Genomic DNA, 21,638 nt, shown 5'->3' on the forward strand with positions numbered 1-21,638 from the left:
AGCTTGTCTGCGCTGGAAAAAGGCTGACCGACTCGGGCAAACTGCCATTCATTTCAATGCGCCGTCAAAGCGGCAAGGTGGCCTGCCTTGGGCATACGTAGTCAGGGTCTGCAGGCTTGGGTCGAGCGGCTGAATCAATCCGAATTGCCGGCGCTTGCTGGCGTTGTGCAGGATCTACAACGCCTGACGCAGGAACAGCACGCGTCGGTGCAGCAATTAGCGGATGTACTGTTACGTGACGCTGCGCTTACGTCCAAGGTGCTGCGAATAGGGAACAGTAGCTACTACAACCCGTCGCAAGAAGCGATCAAAACGATAACCCGCGCCATCGTGATGATTGGCTTCGACAATGTTCGCCTCATCAGCCTTTCCGTGAGCCTGATAGATGGGCTGCTCGACCGTGCCCCTCGGCATCAGCTTCAGGAGCTGCTGGCTCGTTCGTTCCATGCCGCTGTGCAGGCACGCAACATTGCAGGTTATGTGATGTCGCGGCATGAGGAAGAGGTGTTCATCGCTGCGTTGCTGTTCAATGTCGGTGAACTTGCCTTCTGGGGGTGCGGTGGTGAGCAGGCCGATGAGCTGGCTGAGGCCTTGGCGCAGCCTGGCGCCAAGGCCGAAGAAATCATTCAAGACATGCTCGGCACCAGTTTTCGTCAACTGACACTCGGGCTAGCTAAGTGCTGGAACCTCGGCGAGCTGGTCACATTGGCGCACAGTGCCGCCAGCAGCAGCGACCCTGGCGTACGCTCGGTGTCGCTCGGAGTGAGGATCAGCGAGGCGGCACTGGACGGTTGGGGGTCTCCGCAAATGGGTGAGCTGGTGAGGGAGTACGCCGGACTCACCGGTGTCACCGAAGAGGATGCCCTGCAGCTGATTCTCAACAGTGCTGACGAGGCGGTAGAGGTGGCTTCGACATTCGGCGCGGATAAGCTGTGTCGCTTGATTCCCAATACCGATCCAGAGCAGATCCGTATGCAGCAAGCGCAGCGTCAGGCAAGCCTGCTGCAGCCCGATTTGCTGATGATGCAACAGGCCTTACAGGATCTTGGCCTGATGGCAGCACGAGCTGGTGAAGTCGGCTTGATTCTGGAAACCCTACTCAAGGGGCTTCATCATGGGGCCGGGCTGGAGCGTGTAATGGTCGCGGTACTGGCTGATCAGCAAACGCGTTTTCGTGTACGCAGCGCGATAGGTGAAACTACGCAGGATTGGCTAGAGACATTCGTGCTGCCAGCCGAACAACCTGAGCAGCCGCATATTTTCAGCTACGCGTTGCGCCAGCGGCAGTCACTGTGGATGGGGGTTCCAGCTAGCTACAATCTGGAAGATCTGGTAACACAGCCCATACGCCATTGGCTCGGCAAGGGGATGTTCTTTATCGCACCGCTAATGGCAGGAAGCCGCGAAATCGGTGTGCTATACGCCGACTGTCGTGTATCGGGGCGCGCTTTGAAACATGAGCAGTTTGTTGCCTTTCAGCGTTTCACTCAGCTTGCCGGGCGCTGTCTCGACGCGTTGGCCAAACGTAACTGAGCAGAACTCATTTAATTTGGCAGATAAAGAGTAAGTAATTGCCCCGGCCGCAGTATCTGGGTGCCCTTGGGATTCCAGATCTTCAACTTGTTGACGTGCACGTTGAAGCGCTTAGCAATCTGGTACAGCGAATCGCCCTTGCGGACCTTGTAGTAGGTTGGGGCCGCTGCTACTGCTGCGCTCCCTGCTGTCGGGCCCTGCAGAAACAGTGCCTGGCCGACCTTCAGACTGCTGCCGGATAGCTTGTTCCACCGCTGCAGGTCACGCACTGATACCCGTTGGGCTTTAGCAATATCCCACAGATTGTCACCCGCCTTTACCCGGTAACTGCGAGGCGCGGCAGCACTGCTGCGTGCGACTGTATGGAGCAGTTCGCGTGAGGGTTCGTTGGCGATCGTCGGGATGCTGAGTATCTGTCCGATCCGCAGGCTGTTGCCTGGAAGGCGATTGATCTCACGGAGCGTCCTGACGCTGACCTGGTGTCGGCTCGCGATGCTGCTGAGCGTGTCGCCAGGACTTACGCTGTATTGATGCCAGTCGACCAAGTCCTGCGGTTTCATCAGCGCAAGGTTGGCTGCCAGCATTTCCGCTTTTTCCTGCGGCACCAGCAACTGTTGCGGGCCATCGAGCGTGATGCGCCGAGTAAAGGCCGGATTGAGCTGATACAACTCGTCTTCATCGAGGTCGGCCAGCTTGGCAACCCGTGCGAGGTCCATGCGTTGTTTGAGCGTCACGACTTCGAAGTAGGGTTCGTTGGCGATCGGGCTGAGTGTGATGCCATATGCTTCCGGAGCCTTGATCAGCTGCGAAAGCGCAAGCAGCTTCGGAACATAATCCCGTGTTTCACGCGGCAGAGGCAGATTCCAATAGTCGGTCGGCAGTCCCAGCCTCTGATTGCGTTCTATTGCTCGGCTGACGGTGCCTTCGCCGGAGTTGTAGGCGGCCAGCGCCAGTAGCCAGTCACCGTTGAACAGGTTGTGCAGGTAGCTCAAGTAACGCAGCGCGGCATTGGTCGAGGCTGTGATGTCGCGTCGACCGTCATACCAGTTGGTCTGGCGTAGATTGAAGTGGCGCCCGGTGGACGGTATGAACTGCCAGAGCCCGACGGCATGCGCCGGTGAATAGGCGAAGGGGTCGTAGGAGCTTTCGATTACTGGCAGTAACGCAAGCTCCAACGGCATCTCGCGCTCTTCCAATCGCTCGACGATGTAATGAATGTACAAGCCGCCACGTGCGGTAGCTGCTTCGATCGACGCGGGGCGGCTGGCGAACAGCAGGCGCTGTTGCTCGATGCGGGGGTTGCTGTCCAGGTGCTCCTGAAGCATGAAGCCGTCACGGATACGTTCCCAGATGTCCTCGTGTGCTGGTGCGACGGTATTGTCCGTCAGCCACAGTGGAGCCTGCTTAGCGTCAGTCGAGATGGGAGTTTGACCGAGCGACGAGTCATGCGGTGCATTGCTCTGGCAGCCGGCGAGGGCCACACATAGTGCAAGGGCGAGGGCGCGACCAGAGGCTGCCAAGGCGTCTGGATCGCAGCGTTTTCTGGGCGCTGGCGGCATTGGCTGGAGGTTTCCCCGAACACAAAATTCGCAGGATTCTAGGAACGGGGATTTGGTGGGTCAAGTTTGCTGCTTGATTTCGGGAACCCGTCGAGCTTGTTCAGAAATGGTCTTTCCAGGCGCGAAGAGCTGCGAAAACGTCGGCAGGCTGTTCCAGGATAGTCCCACTACGCATGCGCGCAGCCCTGCAGACTGTCGCTTCGCTGCTGCGCAGGAACGGGTTGGTGGCATGTTCGAGTGCGAGCCGAGAGGGCAGGCTGCAGCGATTGGCAGCACGCAGTTCGGTAACATCCTGCAAGCGTTTGGCTACCTCGGCATTGTCGGGTTCGACCGCCTTGGCAAAGAGCAGGTTGCTCAGGGTGTACTCATGGGTGCAATAGATTAGCGTTTGGTCGGGCAGGGCGGCTAGGCGCAGCAGTGATGCGTACATCTGCTGTGGCGTACCCTCGAACAGGCGCCCGCAGCCAGCCGCAAACAGCGTATCGCCACTCAACAACCAAGGCTGCCGTTCATCGGGATGGTAGTAGGCAATATGGCCCAGTGTATGGCCGGGAACCGCAAGAATGAGCAGTTCGTGGTCGAGTACGCGGATGCGCTGGTTGTCCTGCAGCGCATAATCTCGCCCTGGAATCTTCTCGTCGGCGGGGCCGTACACGCGCGCACTGGTGCGTTCCTTGAGGTGCAGCACTCCGCCTACGTGGTCGTGATGGTGGTGGGTGATCAGGATGTCGGTCAGCTGCCAATCGGGATGGGCAGCCAGCCATGCTAGCACCGGCTCGGCGTCGCCAGGGTCGACCGCAACGCAGTGTCGTTGCGCGCTATCCTGCAGGAGCCAGATGTAATTATCTGTGAAGGCTGGCAGCGCCTCGATCTTCAGCATGGTCGGATCGCCAATTCAGTGACAAAGGTGCATCCTAGCAGGCAGCCGGCAAAATTTAACCCGAGCGAAACTCAGCATCGACGGCGTGACCGATCAAATGGAGTCGAGCGATGAAGCCGCAATCACCTGTCCATCCGAGCGATCAGTGGCAAAGAATGATCGGTGACGCGAATGCGTGGTTCGATGGCGCGTTGGGGCGGCAGCTGCTCGAGCAGGAGCAACAGGTGCTCGACGATGAACTGAACCGCTGCTTCGGTAGTTATCTGGTGCATTACGGGCCATTTTCCGGGGCCTCAGTTGTGCCGCCGAAGATCAAGCGCAGCGTGCGCCTTGGTGCCGCCCTGGGCGGTGTGGAAATCGTCTGCGAAGAGCAGGCGTGGCCTCTCGGCGAGCATGCGGCTGATGTGGTCCTGCTGCAGCATGGGCTGGATTTCAGCCTGTCTCCACACGGATTGCTGCGAGAGGCTGCCCGCAGCGTTCGCCCGGGCGGGCATCTGCTGATCGTCGGTATCAATCCTTGGAGTCTCTGGGGGGCGCGTCATCTATTGTCACGCGGACCTCTTCGACAGGCTCGCTGCATTCGCCCAACGCGTGTAGCAGACTGGCTCAATCTACTGGGGTTCGCACTGGAGAATCGCCGCTTCGGATGCTATTGTCCGCCGCTTTCTTCGAGCGAATGGCAGTCGCGTCTGGCTCGCCTGGAGCCGTTCGGACAACGTCTGCAGGCGCCTACCGGTGGGTTCTATGTGCTGGTCGCGCGCAAGCTGATGATCGGCCTGCGGCCGCTACGTCAGCAGCGTCGCGAGCGCATGGGCAAATTGCTGCCGATGCCGGTGGCGAAACTCAGTCGCCGGGATGCCGAATAGACTGACTCTGGCATTCGTGTCGAACCGTGCCCTTGCCGACCGACAGGTAAAAACACTTCCTCATGAGCGACGAGCTGGTCGAAATCTATACAGACGGCGCCTGCAAAGGCAATCCGGGCCCAGGCGGCTGGGGGGCCCTGCTAGTTTATAAAGGCGTCAAGCGCGAACTTTGGGGCGGCGAAGCTGAAACTACCAATAACCGCATGGAGCTGATGGCTGCAATACGAGCGCTGGCCGAACTCAAGAGACCTTGCCAAGTGCGCCTGGTAACCGACTCACAGTACGTGATGCAGGGCATCAATGACTGGCTGCCGAACTGGAAGAAGCGTGGCTGGAAGACGGCGAGCAAGCAGCCGGTAAAGAACGCCGATCTCTGGCAGCAGCTCGACGAGCAGGTTGGTCGCCATCAGGTTACTTGGCAGTGGGTGCGCGGCCATACCGGCCATCCGGGTAATGAACAGGCTGATCTGCTGGCCAACCGCGGCGTAGTGCAGGCCAAACGACAACCGAATGTGTAATCGAGCGAGAAGACATGCGTAGCGTAGTGCTGGATACCGAAACCACCGGCATGCCGGTGACCGATGGCCACCGGATCATCGAAATCGGTTGTGTCGAAGTCATTGGTCGGCGCCTGACTGGTAGGCACTATCACGTCTACTTGCAGCCGGACCGTGAAGTAGACGAGGGCGCGATCGCCGTTCACGGCATTACCAACGAGTTCCTCGCGGACAAACCAAGATTCCGCGATGTTGCTGACGAATTCTTCGAGTTCATTCGCGACGCTCAACTGGTCATCCACAATGCGGCGTTCGATATTGGCTTCATCAATAACGAGTTTGCCTTGCTTGGCCAGCAGGAGCGCGCCGAGATCACCGATCACTGCTCGGTGCTCGATACCCTGCTGATGGCCCGTGAGCGCCATCCTGGGCAGCGCAATAGCCTGGACGCGCTGTGCAAGCGTTATGGCGTGGACAACTCAGGCCGCGACCTGCACGGCGCCTTGCTCGATGCGGAGATTCTCGCCGATGTCTGGCTGACCATGACTGGCGGCCAGACCAACTTGTCTCTGGCCGGCGACGGAGCGGATGCAGGAAACGGTGGCCGCCAGCAGCCGAGTCCGATCCGCCGGCTGCCAGCCGAGCGGGTGCGCACGGCGGTACTGCGTGCCAGCGAGGAGGAGTTGGCCGCGCATGTCGCTCGCCTGGCGGCGATCGAGAAAGCCAGCGGGGCGACTCCGGTCTGGACACAACTGGACGGCTGACAGCTTTCGCTATCGTTTTCACCGCGGCGCTTCTACCCTGAGGTTGATCTTCTTCGGAAAGCGCTCATGTACAAAGACCTGAAGTTTCCCATTCTCATCGTCCATCGGGACATCAAGGCCGATACTGTTGCCGGCGAGCGGGTGCGCGGCATCGCGGCTGAACTTGAACAGGACGGCTTCACAATTCTGCCAACCGCGAGTTCGGCTGAAGGGCGCATCGTGGCGTCTACCCACCACGGCCTTGCCTGCATCCTGGTGGCGGCGGAAGGTGCTGGCGAGAATCAACGTCTGTTGCACGATGTGGTCGAGCTTATTCGTGTGGCGCGGCGCCGGGCGCCGAAACTACCGATCTTCGCGCTGGGCGAACAGGTCACCATCGAGAATGCACCGGCCGAGGCGATGGCTGATCTCAACGAGCTGCGCGGCCTGCTGTATCTGTATGAGGACACCATGCCGTTTCTCGCGCGGCAGGTCGCTCGAGCGGCGCGTAACTACCTCGACGATCTGTTGCCGCCGTTCTTCCGTGCGCTGGTGCAGCACACCCACGACTCCAATTATTCCTGGCATACACCGGGGCACGGTGGGGGCGTGGCCTATCGCAAGAGTCCGGTTGGTCAGGCGTTTCATCAGTTTTTCGGCGAGAATACGCTGCGTTCGGATCTCTCAGTGTCGGTGCCTGAGCTCGGCTCACTGCTTGATCACACCGGCCCGCTGGCGGCGGCAGAGGCGAGGGCTGCTCGCAATTTCGGTGCCGACCATACTTTTTTCGTCATCAACGGCACCTCGACGGCGAACAAGATCGTCTGGCACTCGATGGTTGCTCGCGATGATCTGGTATTGGTCGATCGCAACTGCCACAAATCGATCCTGCATTCGATCATCATGACTGGCGCTATTCCGCTCTATCTGAGTCCGGCGCGCAATGAACTGGGGATCATCGGCCCCATTCCGTTGACGGAGTTCAGCCGCGAGTCGATTCAGGCGAAGATCGATGCTAATCCGCTTGCGCGCGGGCGTCCGCCGAAGGTAAGGCTGGCAGTGGTCACTAACTCGACTTACGACGGGTTGTGCTACAACGCCAATCTCATCAAGCGGGCGTTGGGCGATAGTGTCGACGTGCTGCATTTCGATGAGGCGTGGTTCGCTTACGCGGCATTCCACGAGTTCTACGATGGTCGCTACGGCATGGACACGCGCGAACAGGGGCCGCTGGTATTCACCACTCACTCCACGCACAAGTTGCTCGCTGCCTTCAGTCAGGCATCGATGATCCATGTGCTCGACAGCCGCACACGGCAGTTGGATCGTGATCGCTTCAATGAAGCTTTCATGATGCACATCTCCACTTCGCCGCAGTACGGCATCCTTGCGTCGCTCGATGTTGCGTCGGCCATGATGGAAGGGCCGGCAGGGCGCTCGCTGATTCAGGAAACCTTCGACGAGGCACTGAGTTTTCGCCGGGCGCTGGCCAATCTGCGACAACACATCGCCGCCGACGACTGGTGGTTCAGCATATGGCAGCCGGCTCAGGTCGACGGCTCCGAGTCGCTGATAACGGCAGACTGGCTGCTCGAGCCTGAGGTTGACTGGCATGGTTTCGGCGACGTTGCCGAGGATTATGTGCTGCTCGATCCGATCAAGGTAACCTTGGTAACCCCAGGACTTACCGCTGCAGGTACGTTGAGTGAGCGAGGGATTCCTGCCGCGGTCGTCAGCAAGTTCCTTTGGGAGCGTGGTCTGGTCGTGGAAAAAACCGGGCTGTATTCGATGCTGGTGCTGTTTTCCATGGGCATCACCAAGGGCAAGTGGAGCACCCTGCTGACGGAGTTACTGGAATTCAAACGCTACTACGACGCCAACCGCCCGCTATCCGAAGCCTTGCCATCGATAGCTCGTGCGGGAGCAGACGCTTATGCAGGCATGGGGCTGCGCGATCTTTGCAACGAGCTCCACGGTTGCTATCGCGAGAATGCCACGGCGCGGGCGATGCGGCACATGTACACCGCATTGCCTGAACTGGCGATGAAGCCTGCCGATGCGTATGACAAGCTCGTGCGTGGGGACGTCGAGTCTGTGCCTATCGATGATCTGGACGGGCGCGTTGCTGCAGTCATGCTGGTCCCGTATCCGCCGGGTATACCGCTGATCATGCCGGGCGAGCGTTTCACCCAGCAGACACGTTCGATCGTGGATTATCTTCGCTTCGCCCGCGCTTTCGCCGAGCGTTTTCCGGGTTTCGATGCCGACGTCCATGGCTTGCAGAAGGAACCCTTATCAACAGGCATTGCGTATACGGTAGATTGCGTTCGCGAGGATTGAGCTGCGCTTATTTTTACTGGCAGCTCAGCGGCTTAACGCGGACGTCTAACCGATACGTGAGGATGCGTGGTCTGTTTCACATCATCCACATCGACATTCACCCGGCCGTGCACTGCTTGTTATAGTTGCGCGGCTAAACGGGCCGTCAGGCAGTTAGCTCAATGTCGTCTGACGCTTAACGTGCCAGCTGTCGAGGATGATAGCGTGAACGAATACCAAGCCTTCCGTGTAGAGTTGGCCGATAAAGTTGCCCAGGTCGTCATCAATCGACCCGAGAAGATCAATGCGATGAATGCGGCGTTCTGGACCGAGATCATCGATATCTTCCAATGGATCGACGAAACGGACGATGTGCGTGTCGTAGTGCTCAGTGGAGCGGGTGAACATTTCTCGTCTGGTATCGATCTGCAATTGCTGGCCCAAGTCGGCAGTGAACTAGGCAACGATGTTGGGCGTAACGCGGAAAAATTACGGCGCAAGATTCTCGCGCTCCAGGCCTCGTTCAATGCCGTCGACAGCTGTCGCAAACCGGTCATTGCGGCGATTCAGGGCTATTGCCTGGGCGGCGCGATTGACCTGATCTCCGCGTGTGACATGCGTTACAGCACGGTTGATGCACAGTTTTCAATCAAGGAAATCGACATGGGCATGGCAGCCGATGTCGGTACCCTACAGCGGCTGCCGCGAATCATTGGTGACGGCATGATGCGTGAGTTGGCCTTTACCGGTCGCACGATCAATGGCGAGGAAGCGCTTGCCATCGGCTTGGTCAACCGTATCTATGCCGATCAGCAAGCGTTGCAGTCCGGAGTCCTCGAGTTGGCGCGTCAGATCGCCGAGAAGTCTCCGCTGGCCGTACGTGGAACCAAGGAGATGATTCGCTATATGCGAGATCATCGGGTTGACGATGGTCTGGAATATATCGCCACCTGGAACGCTGCAATGTTGCAGTCGGCGGATCTTCGGGTTGCGGTTACGGCGCATATGAGTAAACAGAAGCCGGGCTTTGCCGACTGATGCGTCACTTCAACGCTGCGCGGGAGGCGCACTAGGCATGGTTACTGGAGCCACATCGCTCAGTTTGGTCCGCGACGAGCTGTTCGCCACGATGGAAGAGGCGGAGCAGAGTCTCGAGCATTTCATCATCGATCGCAATAATGGCGGGCTGCTGCAACAGGCGGTGGAGAACCTGAAGCAGGTTCGTGGAACGCTAAATCTCATCGAGCTGACCGGAGCAGAGTTGCTGGCGCAAGAGGTACTTCAGCTGGCGATGGATATCCCGGTTGGCGCCGGCGAGGAGCGCGACAGTCAGCTGGCGGCTCTGAGCAATGGCCTTTATGTATTACGACGCTATCTGGAGAGCGTCGATGCAAGTCGGCAGGAAATTCCCGAGCTGTTACTGCCGGCAATTAATGCCCTGCGTTTGGCCGGCTCGCAATCGCCTTTACCGGAAAGCTTCTTTTTTAGCTCGCGTCTTGATCACGGTCGACCGGGCGCCGCTGTGCCAGCTCCTTCCGTGGCGAATCTGCAGAGCGAGACGCGGCGCCTCCGGCATATGTATCAAGTCGGCTTGCTCGGGTTCATTCGCGAAGACAATTTGGCCGCCAGCCTGCGGCTGATGGCGCGTGCTTTGGGGCGGCTGGATCAGCTTTATGCCCATCTGCCGGCTGGCCGGCTGTGCTGGATAGGCGGTGCTGCGCTGGAAAGCCAGCTTGACGGTCAACTGCTGCCACGCAAATCGCGCAAGCAGCTATTTTCCCGTCTGGATCGTGAGCTGAAGCAATTGATTGGCAATCAGGCGTACGAGACTCCCCGCAGTTTATTGAAGGAGTTGTTGTATCTCGTTGCGCTGGCTGACAGTGCCGGTCCACTGGCAAAACAGGTGCGTGAGGTGTTCGCGCTGAGTTCCCTGCCGTTCACCGATCATATGCTGGAAGAAGAATCCCAGCGCCTCGCTGGGCCTGGGCAGGCGGTGATGCGCTCGCTTTCCTCCGCTATCCGTGAGGAGCTGGCCAGCCTCAAGGATCTGCTGGACTTGATTGAGCGGGGGACTGCACCGGCCGAGGCATTCGCCAATCTGCACACGTTACTCGGGAAACTCGCCAAGACGCTTGGCATGGTTGGCTTGTCATCTGCCGCCAGTACCCTGCATACGCAGCTGGCGACGGTATCCGGATGGGCCCAGGAGTGCCCCCCGGACGCGAATGCTTTGCTCCGTCTGGCCGATGCCGTTCTGTATGTGGAAAGCATGGTCGCGAGCTTGGAGAAGGGCGAGCGTCGCGAAGGGCGGCCGCAGCCCGCTCAACCTGGGCTCGAAGCCGAAGCCTTCGCCAATCACCAATTGACCGAGGCCTATATTGTGGTCATCGATGAGGCCACTGCCGGGCTAGCGCTGGCGAAACGGGCCATCACCGCCTATCTGGAATCCAACGGTGAGAAGTTGCACTTGGCCAATGTGCCGTTCAGTCTCCAGGCGGTGCGAGGTGGACTACGTTTCCTCGAGCAGGAGCGTGCAGCCGAGCTGATTGGTGCGTGCGCGGATTTCATCCAGAAGCAGATGCTCGAGTCCACCCAGATGCCTGCGGAGCAGATGCTCGAAACATTGGCTGATGCGCTCACTAGTCTTGAGTATTACCTTGAGGGTGGCGCCATCCTAAGGCGCGATGACTCCCGCGCCAGTGTTCTCGACCTGGCAAGCGAAAGTGTACGGGCCCTTGGTATGCCGGTTGCTGCCTGATGAGTCTGCGCTGGCAGGCTGCCTTGCTTGATCCCGCCGTACCTGGCGGTTGGGCAGTGGTGCATTTCCAGCAGCAGTTTCTCTTTGACAGCAGCGGCGTGCTGTTTCCCCGTGATTGGCTAAAGCGCCTTGGGCTGCCGCTGTTGAGCGAGCAGGGGTTGGGTTACTTCGATGGCGATGCGGTGTTTCTCTTCGAGCTCGATCAGCCCGCGGAGGTCCCTGGCGCGAGCTGGCAAGGGTTGCGCCAGTTCATGCTGCAGAATGGCGATCATGAGCTCTTCCGAATGCTGGGCTATGCGGCGCAGATCGGAACCTGGGCGAGCCAACATCGATTCTGCGGAAGCTGCGGTGCGCGCATGCAGCAGCATCCACTTGAGCGAGCGATGCATTGTCCTGCGTGCGGCATTCACCAGTACCCGCGTCTTTCCCCCAGCATGATTGTGCTGGTTACTCGTGGAGACGAACTTCTGCTGGCGCGTTCGCCGCGTTTCGCGCCTGGCGTGTACAGTACGCTGGCGGGTTACGTCGAACCCGGCGAGTCGGTTGAGCAATGCGTCGAGCGCGAAGTTCGGGAAGAGGTCGGCGTGTCGATCCATCCGCCGCGCTATATAGCGAGTCAGGGCTGGCCTTTTCCGCATTCGCTGATGCTGGGCTTTCATGCGGAATATGCGGGTGGGGAAATCGTGCCGCAGCCGGAAGAGATCGAAGATGCTCGGTGGTTCTCCATCCACCGGCTGCCTGGATTGCCTGCTCGGCAGTCCATTGCTCGTTATCTGATCGAGCTCTATCTGGCGCGCCGGCTAGGGCGCGACGATCCAGTGCTGCCAAGCTAAACGCAGGCTGAGGGCCAATACCACCAGAATGAACACTGGGCGGATGAACTTAGCACCACCGTGAATCGCCGTGCGTGCGCCAAAGAAGGAACCCGCCATCAGCGCAAGGCCCATGCCGATACCGAGCATCCACGCGACTTGTCCGCCGATGATAAATACGACCAAGGCGGCGGAATTGCTGACGAAGTTCATGGTTCGTGCCACGCCACTGGCGCGTAACAGATCGAGTGGGTATATCAACAAGCTGCTGACGGTCCAGAAAGCTCCGGTTCCCGGCCCGGCCACTCCATCGTAGAAGCCGAGCCCCAGGCCCTGTGGCCATTGCCGATGCTGTGCAATGGGCTGCTCCTTTGCCATCGGTGTGTCCGTCGGTATACGACTGAAAAGCAGATAGAGTCCGCACGCACAAACCACCAAAGGGAGCATTTGGTTTAACCAGCTTGCTGGTAGACGATGGGCGATACCAGCACCGAGCGTTGCCCCGATTGCCGTGCCGATTAGTGCGCGACGCCAGAGCCTGGGTTCAAATAGTCGCCGCCGGTAGAAGGTGTAGCTCGCGGTTGCCGACCCAAAGGTTGCACAGAGCTTGTTGGTTCCGAGCACCAGATGCGGTGGAAGCCCTACGGTGAGGAGGGCTGGAATGGTCAGCAAACCTCCGCCTCCGGCAATCGCGTCGATGAAGCCCGCAGTGAAAGCCACGGCGATCAGAACGATCAGGGAAAGGGGATCAACTGCGAGCTCAAACATGAAAGGCATTGAATGTTCTTGGTTGGTAGCGGTGAGTGTTCACGAGCATAAGGCGATGACGGGCTGTGCGTAATTGTTCTCTGTAAGAAACGGACTCTTCTGAGGTGCTTTTTCACATAGCGAATCCAGGCCGTGCGACGGTAGTAACGATCGGATGTGCAGGGGCGTGATGGATATCCCACGGCCACGCTGGATGCGCACTGAAGCGCTGCGGATAATGCCGCACTCGTTGGGGGAGGACAGTGTATATGCAGTATCTCGGGCTCGCAGTGGTGGTTGCGTTACTTGCCCTGATCGTTTTGCTGGTGGCTTTGCGCATGTTGCTCGGCGGCAACTGGTTGCTGGGCTGGCTGCGCGGCACCTGTGGTTTTCTGCTGCTCGCGCTGGCTGGTGTGGTTGGTTCTGTGGCCTTTGAAGTTAGCGGCTACCAGCCAGTCCCAAGCGACAAGCCATTGGCAACGGTGAGTTTTCAGGGGCAGGGCAATCAGCGCTATGAGGTTGCTATTAAACAGGGGCGCCATCAGCGTTCAGTAGTTCTCGAGGGTGATCTGTGGCAGCTCGACGTACATGTTCTGCACTGGAATGGACTGGCAGCGCTCATCGGTCTTGAGTCTGGCTATCGGTTGGAGAGAATTTCCGGTCGTTATCTGTCCGTGGAACAGCAGGAACAAGCACGTCATCTTCAGGCGTCGCTTGCTGAAAACAAGTCGTTACCGGTCGATCTCGGGCATTGGCTGCGCGTAGCTGAGCACGACATTCCATTCTTCGAGTCGCAGGCGCAACGCGTGAGCTTCATGCCGATAGCAGATGGCGCGGTCTACGAGATTGAGCTGTCGCCAACCGGGTTGCTGGCGAAGCCGGTGAATGCCGAGGCGAGCCGGGCGTTGAAGGACTGGTAGGTCGGCGATGGGCAAAAAAAAGGCGCCTGAGGCGCCCTTTTTTTGCTTACTCTGTTCAGGCTTCAGGCCAGGTAGCCGCCATCTACATTGAGCGATACGCCGGTGGTGTAGCTGGACGCATCGCTTGCTAGGTAAAGCACGGCGCCGGCCATTTCGCTCGGGGCAGCCACGCGATGCAATGGAATATGCTGAAGTGCCGCTTCGCGAATCGCGTCGTTCTTGACTAACGCCGAAGCGAACTTGGTGTCGGTCAGCCCCGGCAGCAAGGCGTTGCAACGGATGCCGAACTGCGCGCACTCCTTTGCAAAGGCCTTGGTCATGTTGATCACCGCGCCTTTGGTGATCGAGTAGATCCCCTGAAAGTTTCCCGGCGAAACGCCGTTGATGGAGGCGACATTGATGATGCTGCCTCCTCCATGCTCGCGCATCAGTTTGCCGGCCTCGACCGACATATAAAAGTAGCCGCGAATGTTCACATCGACGGTTTTCTGAAACGCTGACACGTCGGTATCGAGGATATGGCAGAACTGCGGGTTGGTGGCCGCATTGTTCACCAGAATGTCCAGGCGTCCGAACTCTTCGCTAATCCGTGCAAACACTGCCTGGATTTGCTCCAGCTCGCCGATGTGGCACGCCACCGGCGTGGCCTTGCCGCCTGCAGCGACAATCGCGTCCGCGACGGCCTGGCAACCCTCGATCTTGCGGCTGGAGACGATTACGTGGGCGCCTTGCTGAGCGAGCAGTTTTGCGATGGCTTCGCCTATGCCGCGGCTGGCACCGGAAACGAAGGCAATCTTACCGTCGAGGTCGAACAGGGTGGTCTTTGACATCGGTGGTTCCTCTTGTTATTCGGCCCCGTCGCTACGTTCGGAGCGGTTGGGTGGAATCAGAGTTGCGACTGCCCGATCACTTCCAGCGCCTTCTGCTCCAGTAGTCTGTTCATGACGATGAACTGGGCGAAGCGTTGGTCCTGAGTCTGGCCGTGATAGAAGCGGTAGTAGATCTGCTGGATGATTCCGGCGAGCCGGAACAATCCGTAGGTGTAATAGAAGTCGATACAGGGGATGGTGATGCCGGCGCGCTTGGCGTAGTAGTCGGCGAAGCCTTGGCGCGTGTACATACCAGGCAGGTGGCTGGGCTGTTTGCGCATCGCCTGCATCGGTTGCGGATCGGTCGCTTCGATCCAGTAAGCCAGCGTGTTGCCCAGATCCATCAGAGGGTCGCCGATGGTGGTCATCTCCCAGTCCAGCACTCCGATGATCTGCATCGGGTTATCCGGATTCAAAATGACATTGTCGAAGCGATAGTCGTTGTGGATTATCCCAGGCTTGGGATGATCTGCAGGCATCTTCTCCCGCAGCCACCGCTTGACGGGCTCCCATGTCGGCGCATCAGGTGTCATCGCACGCTCGTAGCGTTCGGTCCAGCCTTCGATCTGGCGTTTCACATAACCTTCCGGCTTGCCCAGATCGCCCAGTCCGCAGGCTTGATAGTCGACGTTATGTAGCTCGACCAATTTGTCGATAAAGCTTTCACATAATGCGCGTGTCTGCGCTACGTCGAAGTTCAATTCGGGTGGCAGGTCAGAACGCAGAATGATGCCGTTGACCCGTTCCATCACATAAAACTCGGCACCGATTACCGATTCGTCGGTGCAGTAGACATACGCTTTGGGACAGTAGGGGAAACCGGTGTTCAGCTGATTGAGGATCCGGTACTCGCGCCCCATGTCGTGAGCTGACTTGGCCTTGCGGCCGAACGGTGGGCGGCGCAGCACCAGCTCTCGATTCGCGTACTCGAGCAGATAGGTCAGGTTCGACGCGCCACCGGGAAACTGGGAAATGCGTGGGGTTCCCTCCAGGCCCGGAATGTGCGCTTTGAGGTACTGATCGATTACCTCACCAGGGAGCTCCTCGCCTACGCGCACGCGAGCGGTTTGATCTGTAAGCGCCATGTTTATCCCTTCTGCTTATGTTTGGTGCCCAAGATGATTCAGTAATCTAATGCTGTGGGTTGTGCGAACCAAGCGAAGCCCACTGTTATTGGTGCCAGTGTTGCCGCCTGATCAAACGGCCTGATCCTTTGTTGCGCAGGCTGTAGGCATAAAAAAACCGAAGCCAAATCGGCTTCGGTCCGGTGTTGCGCGCAAGCTGCTCGCCTTACGCAGGGAACAGTTCGCTGAGCTTCAGGGCCAGCATCATGTCGCCTTCGGCGCGCAGCTTTCCGCCCATGAAAGCCTGCATGCCGTCGGTTTCGCCGCTGACGATACCCTGCATGGTTTCGCTATCCATGATCAGCGTGACGTTGGAATCGCTGGAGTCGCCCTGCTGCAGATCGCAGGTGCCGTCTTTGACTACAAGGTAGTAGTTCTCAGCATCGGTGATGTTGAACTGGAAGACCAGATCCAGGCCGGCGGCGGCGCTGGGGTTGAACTTCGACTGCATGCCTTTGAAGGTTTCGGCGACGTTGCTCATGGAGTTTTCCTTTTTGGATATTTGTTGGAACAAGCGACCTTAAGCCGCTGTGAGGCTGAGCTTATCGATGGGTGACAAGCTCCGGATTCTTCAACAATTGCAGATGTGCGTGACTGTTGAAGGAAGCCAGTGCGACCTCGCGGTCACGAAACTTCAACTGGCTGAGCGAGGTGTTGACGATCTGCCAGTTCATTTCAAATGCTTTGATCGCCGGCACACCGATGATCTGCTGCAGCAGTGCGGTAATAGTGCCGCCGGAAGTGAAAATGGCGATGTTGTCCTTCTTCTTCGCCTGACTGAGCAAACGCTCCAGGCCCGCGGTGACTCGATCGAGAAAACTCCGCCAGCTCTCTACTTCATCCCTTTCGTGTTCACCTGAAATCCAGCGGTGTACGGCGAAGGTAAACAGGTGCTGGAATTCCGCGCGGTGGCTGGCGGCGTTACGCAGAATATGCAAGGCGTTCGGTTCAACCTCTAGCAGTTCGGGTAGGTGTGCGCGAATGACCGCGTCTGCGTGAAATTCGTTGAACGCCGCATCAGTCTCGATAGCGGGTTGACCTTTTCCAGCCTTGCCCAGCGTCGCCAATGTTGTCCGGGCGGTATCCTGTTGACGCTGTAGCTCGCCACTTACGCAGCGATCGAAGTTGATCCCGAGTTCAGCTAGATAGTTACCCAGCGCTTCAGCCTGACGATAACCTAGCGGGGAGAGCACGTCGTAGTTTTCGGCACCGAAAGACGCCTGACCATGTCTGATCAGGTAGATACTTCCCATTCTGCTACTCCGGCTAGCGCTCGTTTTCGCGAGGGTAGGAGGATCGACTGGGAGTGTCAACGATAAATCATACGTTTGTTTGAAATGCCGCTGCGCTGGTTCAGCGTGGAGCGCCCCGGTATGCTTGGCCGCTCGGCGCCAGGCAAAAAGCTGTTGGCAGCTGCTTATGAAACCCAAGGAGAGATCGTGGAATTTCTTGCCGATTACGCAAGCTTTTTGGCCAAGACGGTGACATTAGTGTTGGCCATCGTGGTCGTACTCATCGTGCTGGCGTCACTGCGACGTGGTCGCGGCAAACAGGGCAGCGGCAATCTGCAGGTGCACAAGCTAAACGATTTCTACAAGACGATGCGTGAACGGCTCGAGCAGTCGGTGCTGGAAAAGGATCAGCTGAAGGCGCTGCGCAAGCGCGAAGCCAAGGCGGCCAAGCAAGCGAAGAAAACCGAAACCCCTTCGCGTGTATTCGTATTGGATTTCGATGGCGATCTTAGGGCCTCAGCTGTCGACAACCTGCGCCATGAGATCACTGCCTTGCTGACGCTAGCCACGCCCCAGGATGAAGTGGTGCTACGGTTGGAAAGTGGTGGCGGCATGGTGCATGGCTATGGCCTGGCTGCGTCGCAGTTGGTGCGTATTCGTGATGCCGGTGTGCCGCTGACGGTCTGTGTCGACAAGGTTGCGGCAAGCGGTGGTTATATGATGGCGTGCATCGGCGACAAGATTCTCACTGCGCCATTCGCCATTCTCGGTTCCATCGGTGTGGTGGCGCAGCTGCCCAATCTGCATCGTCTGCTGAAGAAACATGACGTCGATTTCGAAGTGCTGACCGCAGGGGAGTACAAGCGGACGTTGACGGTCTTCGGTGAAAACACCGAGAAGGGGCGGGAAAAATTTCAGGAAGATCTGGAGACCACCCACGAGCTGTTTAAGAACTTCGTCGCGCGTTACCGCCAGCAAGTCTCCATCGATGATGTTGCTACCGGCGAGGTTTGGCTAGGCATCGCTGCATTGGGTAAGCATCTGGCCGACGAGATCAAGACCAGCGATCAGTACTTGGCTGAGCGCGCGCATGAGGCGGAGCTCTTCCATCTGCACTACGCGGAAAAGAAAAGTCTTCCTGAACGTTTCGGTATGGCGGCCGGTGCTGTGGTCGAACATGGGTTGTCGAAGGGCTGGAAACGGATCAACGAACAGAAGTTCTGGCAATAGGAGAGCGTCATGAGCAGCTTCAAGGCATTGCAAGTCAGCGAGAATGCAGAGGGGCTATTCGAGTCCCGAATCGTCGAGCGTGAGATCGATGAATTGCCTGCCGGCGAGGTGCTCATTCGGGTGCGCTATTCCTCGCTGAATTACAAGGACGCCCTGTCGGCGACTGGCAATCGCGGAGTAACCCGACAGTACCCGCACACTCCCGGTATTGATGCCGCGGGGGTGGTGGAGGCATCCTCTGTGGCGGAGTTCGGCGAGGGTGACGAGGTGATTGTGACCGGGTATGACCTCGGCATGAACACGCCTGGCGGTTTCGGCCAGTACATTCGTGTTCCCGCGGCGTGGGTGATCAAGCGCCCGCACGGGCTGTCGCTACGTGATGCGATGATTCTCGGAACAGCTGGCCTGACGGCGGCACTCTGTGTCGACAAGCTCGAGCAGGCGGGGCTTGAGCCTGGTTCCGAACCGGTGCTCGTCACTGGTGCTACGGGGGGGGTGGGCAGCATTGCCGTCGCATTGCTTGCGAGTCTCGGCTACAGCGTCGCTGCCATGACGGGTAAGGAGAATCAGGCGAATTTGTTGCGTCGCCTGGGTGCCAGTCAGATCGTTGAGCGCAGTGCCCTTCAGGCGGGGGCGGACAAGGCGCTGCTGAAAGAGCAGTGGACTGGTGCGGTCGACACCGTTGGTGGTGACATCCTTTTCAATGTAGTGAAGTCGTTGAGGCGAGGCGCTAGCGTGGCATGCTGTGGCTTGACCGCTGGCACCCATTTTCAAGCGAGCGTACTGCCCTTTATCCTGCGAGGGGTCAACCTGCTCGGGGTCGACTCGGTTGAGATCCCGCTGGTAGTCAAGGCTTCGATGTGGGACAAACTGTCGTTGCAGTGGCGCATGTCCAACCTAGAGGAACTTGTGGAGGAGCTTGGTCTGGCCCAGTTGCCGGAAGCAATCGAACGCATGTTGGACGGGCGTCAGGTGGGTCGGCTTCTGGTGCGGTTGGACTGATCCTCGTTTGAAGAAGCTCTGCTAATCAGACCAATAGCGAGAGTGAATTTCTGTGCTCCGATCGATTGGAGGAGACTTACTTCACCTGATCGAGCACCCGAGGAAATGACTCATGAAAAAATTGGCTGAAAAGATCAAGCAGGCGACCCTTGGCAAGAAGCCGGCCCCCGTCGCCGCTACAGTCGAACATCCGAATTTCTGGATGTATCAGTAAAAGGAAACCCGCCGGATGGCGGGTTTTTTCATGCTAGCGAATGCTCAACCTTGGCGTCGACGAAACAACGGTAGCGCATCGTCGGCCGCCGCCTGATAGGTCACCGAAAAGTCCTTCAGCCCCTGCAGGGCGTCTTCCGGGTCACGGTCGGGACGGATTGCGAAGGCATCGAAGCCGCAGCGACGCATGAAAAACAACTGGTCGCGCAGTACATCGCCGATCGCGCGAATTTCCCCCTTGTAGCCATAGCGTTCGCGTAGCAGGCGCGCGCTGGAGTAGTGGCGTCCATCGGTGAATGCCGGGAAATTGAGCGCAATGACCTGAAAATACTGTAAATCGTCGGCAATTTCTTCCACAGCTTCGTCGGCATCCAGCCAGACGCCGAGGCCGCCATCACGCACTTTGAGTGCATGGGCATGATCGACCCACAGGTGCAGTGGCACGATCAGGTCATCGCAGTTGGACAATCCGTCCAAGGTTTCTTCCTTGGGCAGCAGATGCCAGGTTTCGTCGATGATCTGGCCGTTCTTAATGATTCGCTGCATATACACGCTCCTTGAAGGGGTCGATGCCGATGCGGCGGAAGGTGTCGATAAACTGTTCATCTTCGGTGCGACGCTCCACGTAGACGCTGATGAGCTTTTCGATCACGTCGGGCATCGCATCCTGGGCAAAGGACGGACCGAGGATTTGACCGAGACTGGCATTGCGGCCGGAGCTGCCACCCAGGGAGACTTGATAGAACTCCGCGCCTTTCTTGTCGACACCAAGAATCCCGATGTGGCCGATGTGGTGATGACCGCAGGCATTCATGCATCCGGAGATATTCAGGTCGATGTTGCCGATGTCGAACAGGTAGTCCATGTCGTCGAAACGACGCTGGATGGCTTCGGCGATCGGAATCGACTTGGCATTGGCCAGCGAACAGAAGTCACCGCCCGGGCAGCAGATGATATCGGTCAGCAGCCCGATGTTCGGCGTTGCTACACCCAGTTCGCGCAGCTCATGCCAAAGCTCGAACAGCTTGGATTGCTCTACGTCGGCGAGGATCATGTTCTGTTCATGAGAGTTGCGCACTTCGCCGAAGCTGTAGCGATCGGCCAGGTCGGCAATTGCTTCAAGCTGTTTGTCGGTGACATCGCCGGGTGCGGTACCGGTGCTCTTCAGCGAAAGCGTCACCGCTGCGTAACCTGGCTGTTTGTGTGCGACCACATTGCGCTGGCGCCAACGGGCGAAGCCCGGGTGCTGCGCATCCAGTGCCGCCAGGGCTTCGTCCTGATCGTCCAGCACCTTGTAGGCGGGATCGACGAAGAACCGGCTGACACGCTCGACTTCTGCGTTGGTCAGGGTGGTCGGGCCATCCTTCAGATGCGCCCATTCAGCCGCGACGCGCTCGGCAAAGACTTCCGGCGTCAGCGCCTTGACCAGAATCTTGATGCGCGCCTTGAACTTGTTATCCCGACGACCATAGCGGTTGTATACCCGCAGGATCGCATCAAGATAGCTCAGCAAGTGCTGCCACGGCAGGAATTCGTTGATGAAGCTGCCGACGATCGGCGTACGGCCCAGGCCGCCGCCGACCGACACGCGAAAGCCCAGCTCGCCGGCATCATTGCGGACGGCCTCCAGGCCAATGTCATGCACCTCGATGGCCGCACGATCACTGGCGGCGCCGTTGACGGCGATCTTGAACTTGCGTGGCAGGAAGGCGAACTCGGGATGGAACGTCGACCACTGACGGATGATTTCACACCAAGGCCGAGGATCGATCAGCTCATCCTTGGCAACCCCGGCGAACTGATCGGTCGTGGTGTTGCGGATGCAGTTGCCGCTGGTCTGGATCGCATGCATCTGCACGGTGGCCAGTTCAGCGAGGATCTCTGGTACCTCCTCGAGCTCCGGCCAGTTGAATTGCACGTTGGTCCGGGTGCTGATGTGGGCATAGCCCTTGTCGTAACGACGGGCGATATGCGCCAGCTTGCGCAGCTGGGTTGACGACAGCAGACCGTACGGCACAGCGATACGCAGCATTGGCGCGAAACGCTGAATATAAAGGCCATTCTGCAGACGCAGCGGGCGGAATTCCTCACCACCGAGCTCGCCCGCCAGGAAGCGGCGAGTCTGATCGCGGAACTGACGAACGCGATCCTCGATGATGTGTTGATCGTACTGGTCGTAAACGTACATGAAGTGTCCTGTTCTCAGGCTGGCTACAGCTTGTCGCGCGCACGGCCGCGCACCCTTAGCGGGAGGGCGGCAAGATACCAGCTCGTGGTTATGCGCAAAAGTGATGTTTGGGAATATGTTTAGAACGAAACCCCCGACCCTGACAC

At 58.5% G+C, this 21,638-nt stretch carries 20 protein-coding genes; 11 read left to right on the top strand and 9 right to left on the bottom strand.

The features are described from left to right. Nucleotides 1-87: 87 nt before the first annotated feature. Complete coding sequence (locus N8H22_RS05305; protein WP_264589572.1) at nt 88-1,533, top strand: HDOD domain-containing protein; 1,446 nt, start codon at nt 88-90, stop codon at nt 1,531-1,533. A gap of 11 nt (nt 1,534-1,544) precedes the next feature. Here the strand turns inward: N8H22_RS05305 and N8H22_RS05310 are convergent, their stop codons facing one another. Both N8H22_RS05310 and gloB read right to left on the bottom strand, forming a co-directional pair. After that, entirely contained in the window at nt 1,545-3,092 is a 1,548-nt protein-coding gene (locus N8H22_RS05310; protein WP_264589573.1) for a LysM peptidoglycan-binding domain-containing protein, read from the bottom strand. 100 nt (nt 3,093-3,192) lie between these two features. Next, the gene (gloB, locus tag N8H22_RS05315) at nt 3,193-3,972 is read right to left on the bottom strand and encodes a hydroxyacylglutathione hydrolase (RefSeq protein WP_264589574.1); all 780 of its coding nucleotides are present in this window, start codon (nt 3,970-3,972) and stop codon (nt 3,193-3,195) included. 155 nt (nt 3,973-4,127) lie between these two features. Here gloB and N8H22_RS05320 point away from each other — a divergent pair, with 155 nt between their 5' ends. The 7 genes from N8H22_RS05320 (at nt 4,128) to nudC (ending at nt 11,988) form a co-directional block, all read left to right on the top strand. Beyond that, entirely contained in the window at nt 4,128-4,838 is a 711-nt protein-coding gene (locus N8H22_RS05320) for a class I SAM-dependent methyltransferase (protein WP_264589834.1), read from the top strand. 62 nt (nt 4,839-4,900) lie between these two features. Then, entirely contained in the window at nt 4,901-5,356 is a 456-nt protein-coding gene (rnhA, locus tag N8H22_RS05325) for a ribonuclease HI (RefSeq protein WP_264589575.1), read from the top strand. 14 nt (nt 5,357-5,370) lie between these two features. After that, nucleotides 5,371-6,099: a DNA polymerase III subunit epsilon gene (gene dnaQ, locus N8H22_RS05330; RefSeq protein ID WP_264589576.1), complete on the top strand. Its 729-nt coding sequence runs from the start codon at nt 5,371-5,373 to the stop codon at nt 6,097-6,099. Between the two features lie 66 nt (nt 6,100-6,165). Further along, complete coding sequence (locus N8H22_RS05335; protein ID WP_264589577.1) at nt 6,166-8,418, top strand: Orn/Lys/Arg decarboxylase N-terminal domain-containing protein; 2,253 nt, start codon at nt 6,166-6,168, stop codon at nt 8,416-8,418. 204 nt (nt 8,419-8,622) lie between these two features. Further along, a complete protein-coding gene (locus N8H22_RS05340; protein ID WP_264589578.1) occupies nt 8,623-9,435 on the top strand; it encodes a crotonase/enoyl-CoA hydratase family protein in 813 nt (270 codons plus the stop codon). 37 nt (nt 9,436-9,472) lie between these two features. Then, nucleotides 9,473-11,155, top strand: coding sequence for a ferrous iron transporter B (locus N8H22_RS05345; protein ID WP_264589579.1), 1,683 nt, complete (start codon nt 9,473-9,475; stop codon nt 11,153-11,155). Further along, nucleotides 11,155-11,988 (top strand): NAD(+) diphosphatase, encoded by an 834-nt coding sequence (gene nudC / locus N8H22_RS05350; protein WP_264589580.1) that lies wholly within the window; start codon nt 11,155-11,157, stop codon nt 11,986-11,988. The genes N8H22_RS05345 and nudC overlap by 1 nt, the downstream gene beginning before the upstream one ends. Here the strand turns inward: nudC and N8H22_RS05355 are convergent. After that, nucleotides 11,956-12,744: a TSUP family transporter gene (locus N8H22_RS05355; RefSeq protein WP_264589581.1), complete on the bottom strand. Its 789-nt coding sequence runs from the start codon at nt 12,742-12,744 to the stop codon at nt 11,956-11,958. The genes nudC and N8H22_RS05355 overlap by 33 nt on opposite strands. Before the next feature lie 239 nt (nt 12,745-12,983). Here N8H22_RS05355 and N8H22_RS05360 point away from each other — a divergent pair, with 239 nt between their 5' ends. Beyond that, a complete protein-coding gene (locus N8H22_RS05360; RefSeq protein WP_264589582.1) occupies nt 12,984-13,634 on the top strand; it encodes a hypothetical protein in 651 nt (216 codons plus the stop codon). Nucleotides 13,635-13,696: 62 nt separating this feature from the next. Here N8H22_RS05360 and N8H22_RS05365 read toward each other — a convergent pair whose 3' ends face one another. From N8H22_RS05365 to N8H22_RS05380, 4 genes are all read right to left on the bottom strand, one after another. Then, a complete protein-coding gene (locus N8H22_RS05365; RefSeq protein WP_264589583.1) occupies nt 13,697-14,464 on the bottom strand; it encodes an SDR family oxidoreductase in 768 nt (255 codons plus the stop codon). A gap of 56 nt (nt 14,465-14,520) precedes the next feature. Next, a complete protein-coding gene (locus N8H22_RS05370; protein ID WP_264589584.1) occupies nt 14,521-15,588 on the bottom strand; it encodes a phosphotransferase family protein in 1,068 nt (355 codons plus the stop codon). Nucleotides 15,589-15,793: 205 nt separating this feature from the next. Next, entirely contained in the window at nt 15,794-16,108 is a 315-nt protein-coding gene (locus N8H22_RS05375; protein ID WP_264589585.1) for an SCP2 sterol-binding domain-containing protein, read from the bottom strand. A 61-nt stretch (nt 16,109-16,169) separates the two neighbouring features. Next, nucleotides 16,170-16,880 carry a histidine phosphatase family protein gene (locus tag N8H22_RS05380; RefSeq protein ID WP_264589586.1) on the bottom strand — a complete coding sequence of 237 codons (711 nt, stop codon included), beginning with the start codon at nt 16,878-16,880 and terminating at the stop codon, nt 16,170-16,172. Nucleotides 16,881-17,066: 186 nt separating this feature from the next. Between N8H22_RS05380 and sohB the strand changes: the two genes are divergently transcribed. Together sohB and N8H22_RS05390 are read left to right on the top strand one after the other, a co-directional pair. Further along, the gene (sohB, locus tag N8H22_RS05385; RefSeq protein ID WP_264589835.1) at nt 17,067-18,089 is read left to right on the top strand and encodes a protease SohB; all 1,023 of its coding nucleotides are present in this window, start codon (nt 17,067-17,069) and stop codon (nt 18,087-18,089) included. Nucleotides 18,090-18,098: 9 nt separating this feature from the next. Then, complete coding sequence (locus N8H22_RS05390; protein WP_264589587.1) at nt 18,099-19,091, top strand: YhdH/YhfP family quinone oxidoreductase; 993 nt, start codon at nt 18,099-18,101, stop codon at nt 19,089-19,091. A 258-nt stretch (nt 19,092-19,349) separates the two neighbouring features. Here the strand turns inward: N8H22_RS05390 and N8H22_RS05395 are convergent, their stop codons facing one another. Both N8H22_RS05395 and N8H22_RS05400 read right to left on the bottom strand, forming a co-directional pair. Continuing rightward, on the bottom strand, nt 19,350-19,850 hold the full coding sequence (locus N8H22_RS05395) for a DUF934 domain-containing protein (RefSeq protein WP_264589588.1): 501 nt from the start codon (nt 19,848-19,850) through the stop codon (nt 19,350-19,352). Next, entirely contained in the window at nt 19,834-21,492 is a 1,659-nt protein-coding gene (locus N8H22_RS05400) for a nitrite/sulfite reductase (protein WP_264589589.1), read from the bottom strand. The genes N8H22_RS05395 and N8H22_RS05400 overlap by 17 nt, the downstream gene beginning before the upstream one ends. Nucleotides 21,493-21,638: the final 146 nt, after the last annotated feature.

Origin of the sequence: Stutzerimonas sp. S1 (assembly GCF_025966695.1) — a bacterium.
In the GTDB taxonomy this organism is placed as follows: domain Bacteria; phylum Pseudomonadota; class Gammaproteobacteria; order Pseudomonadales; family Pseudomonadaceae; genus Stutzerimonas.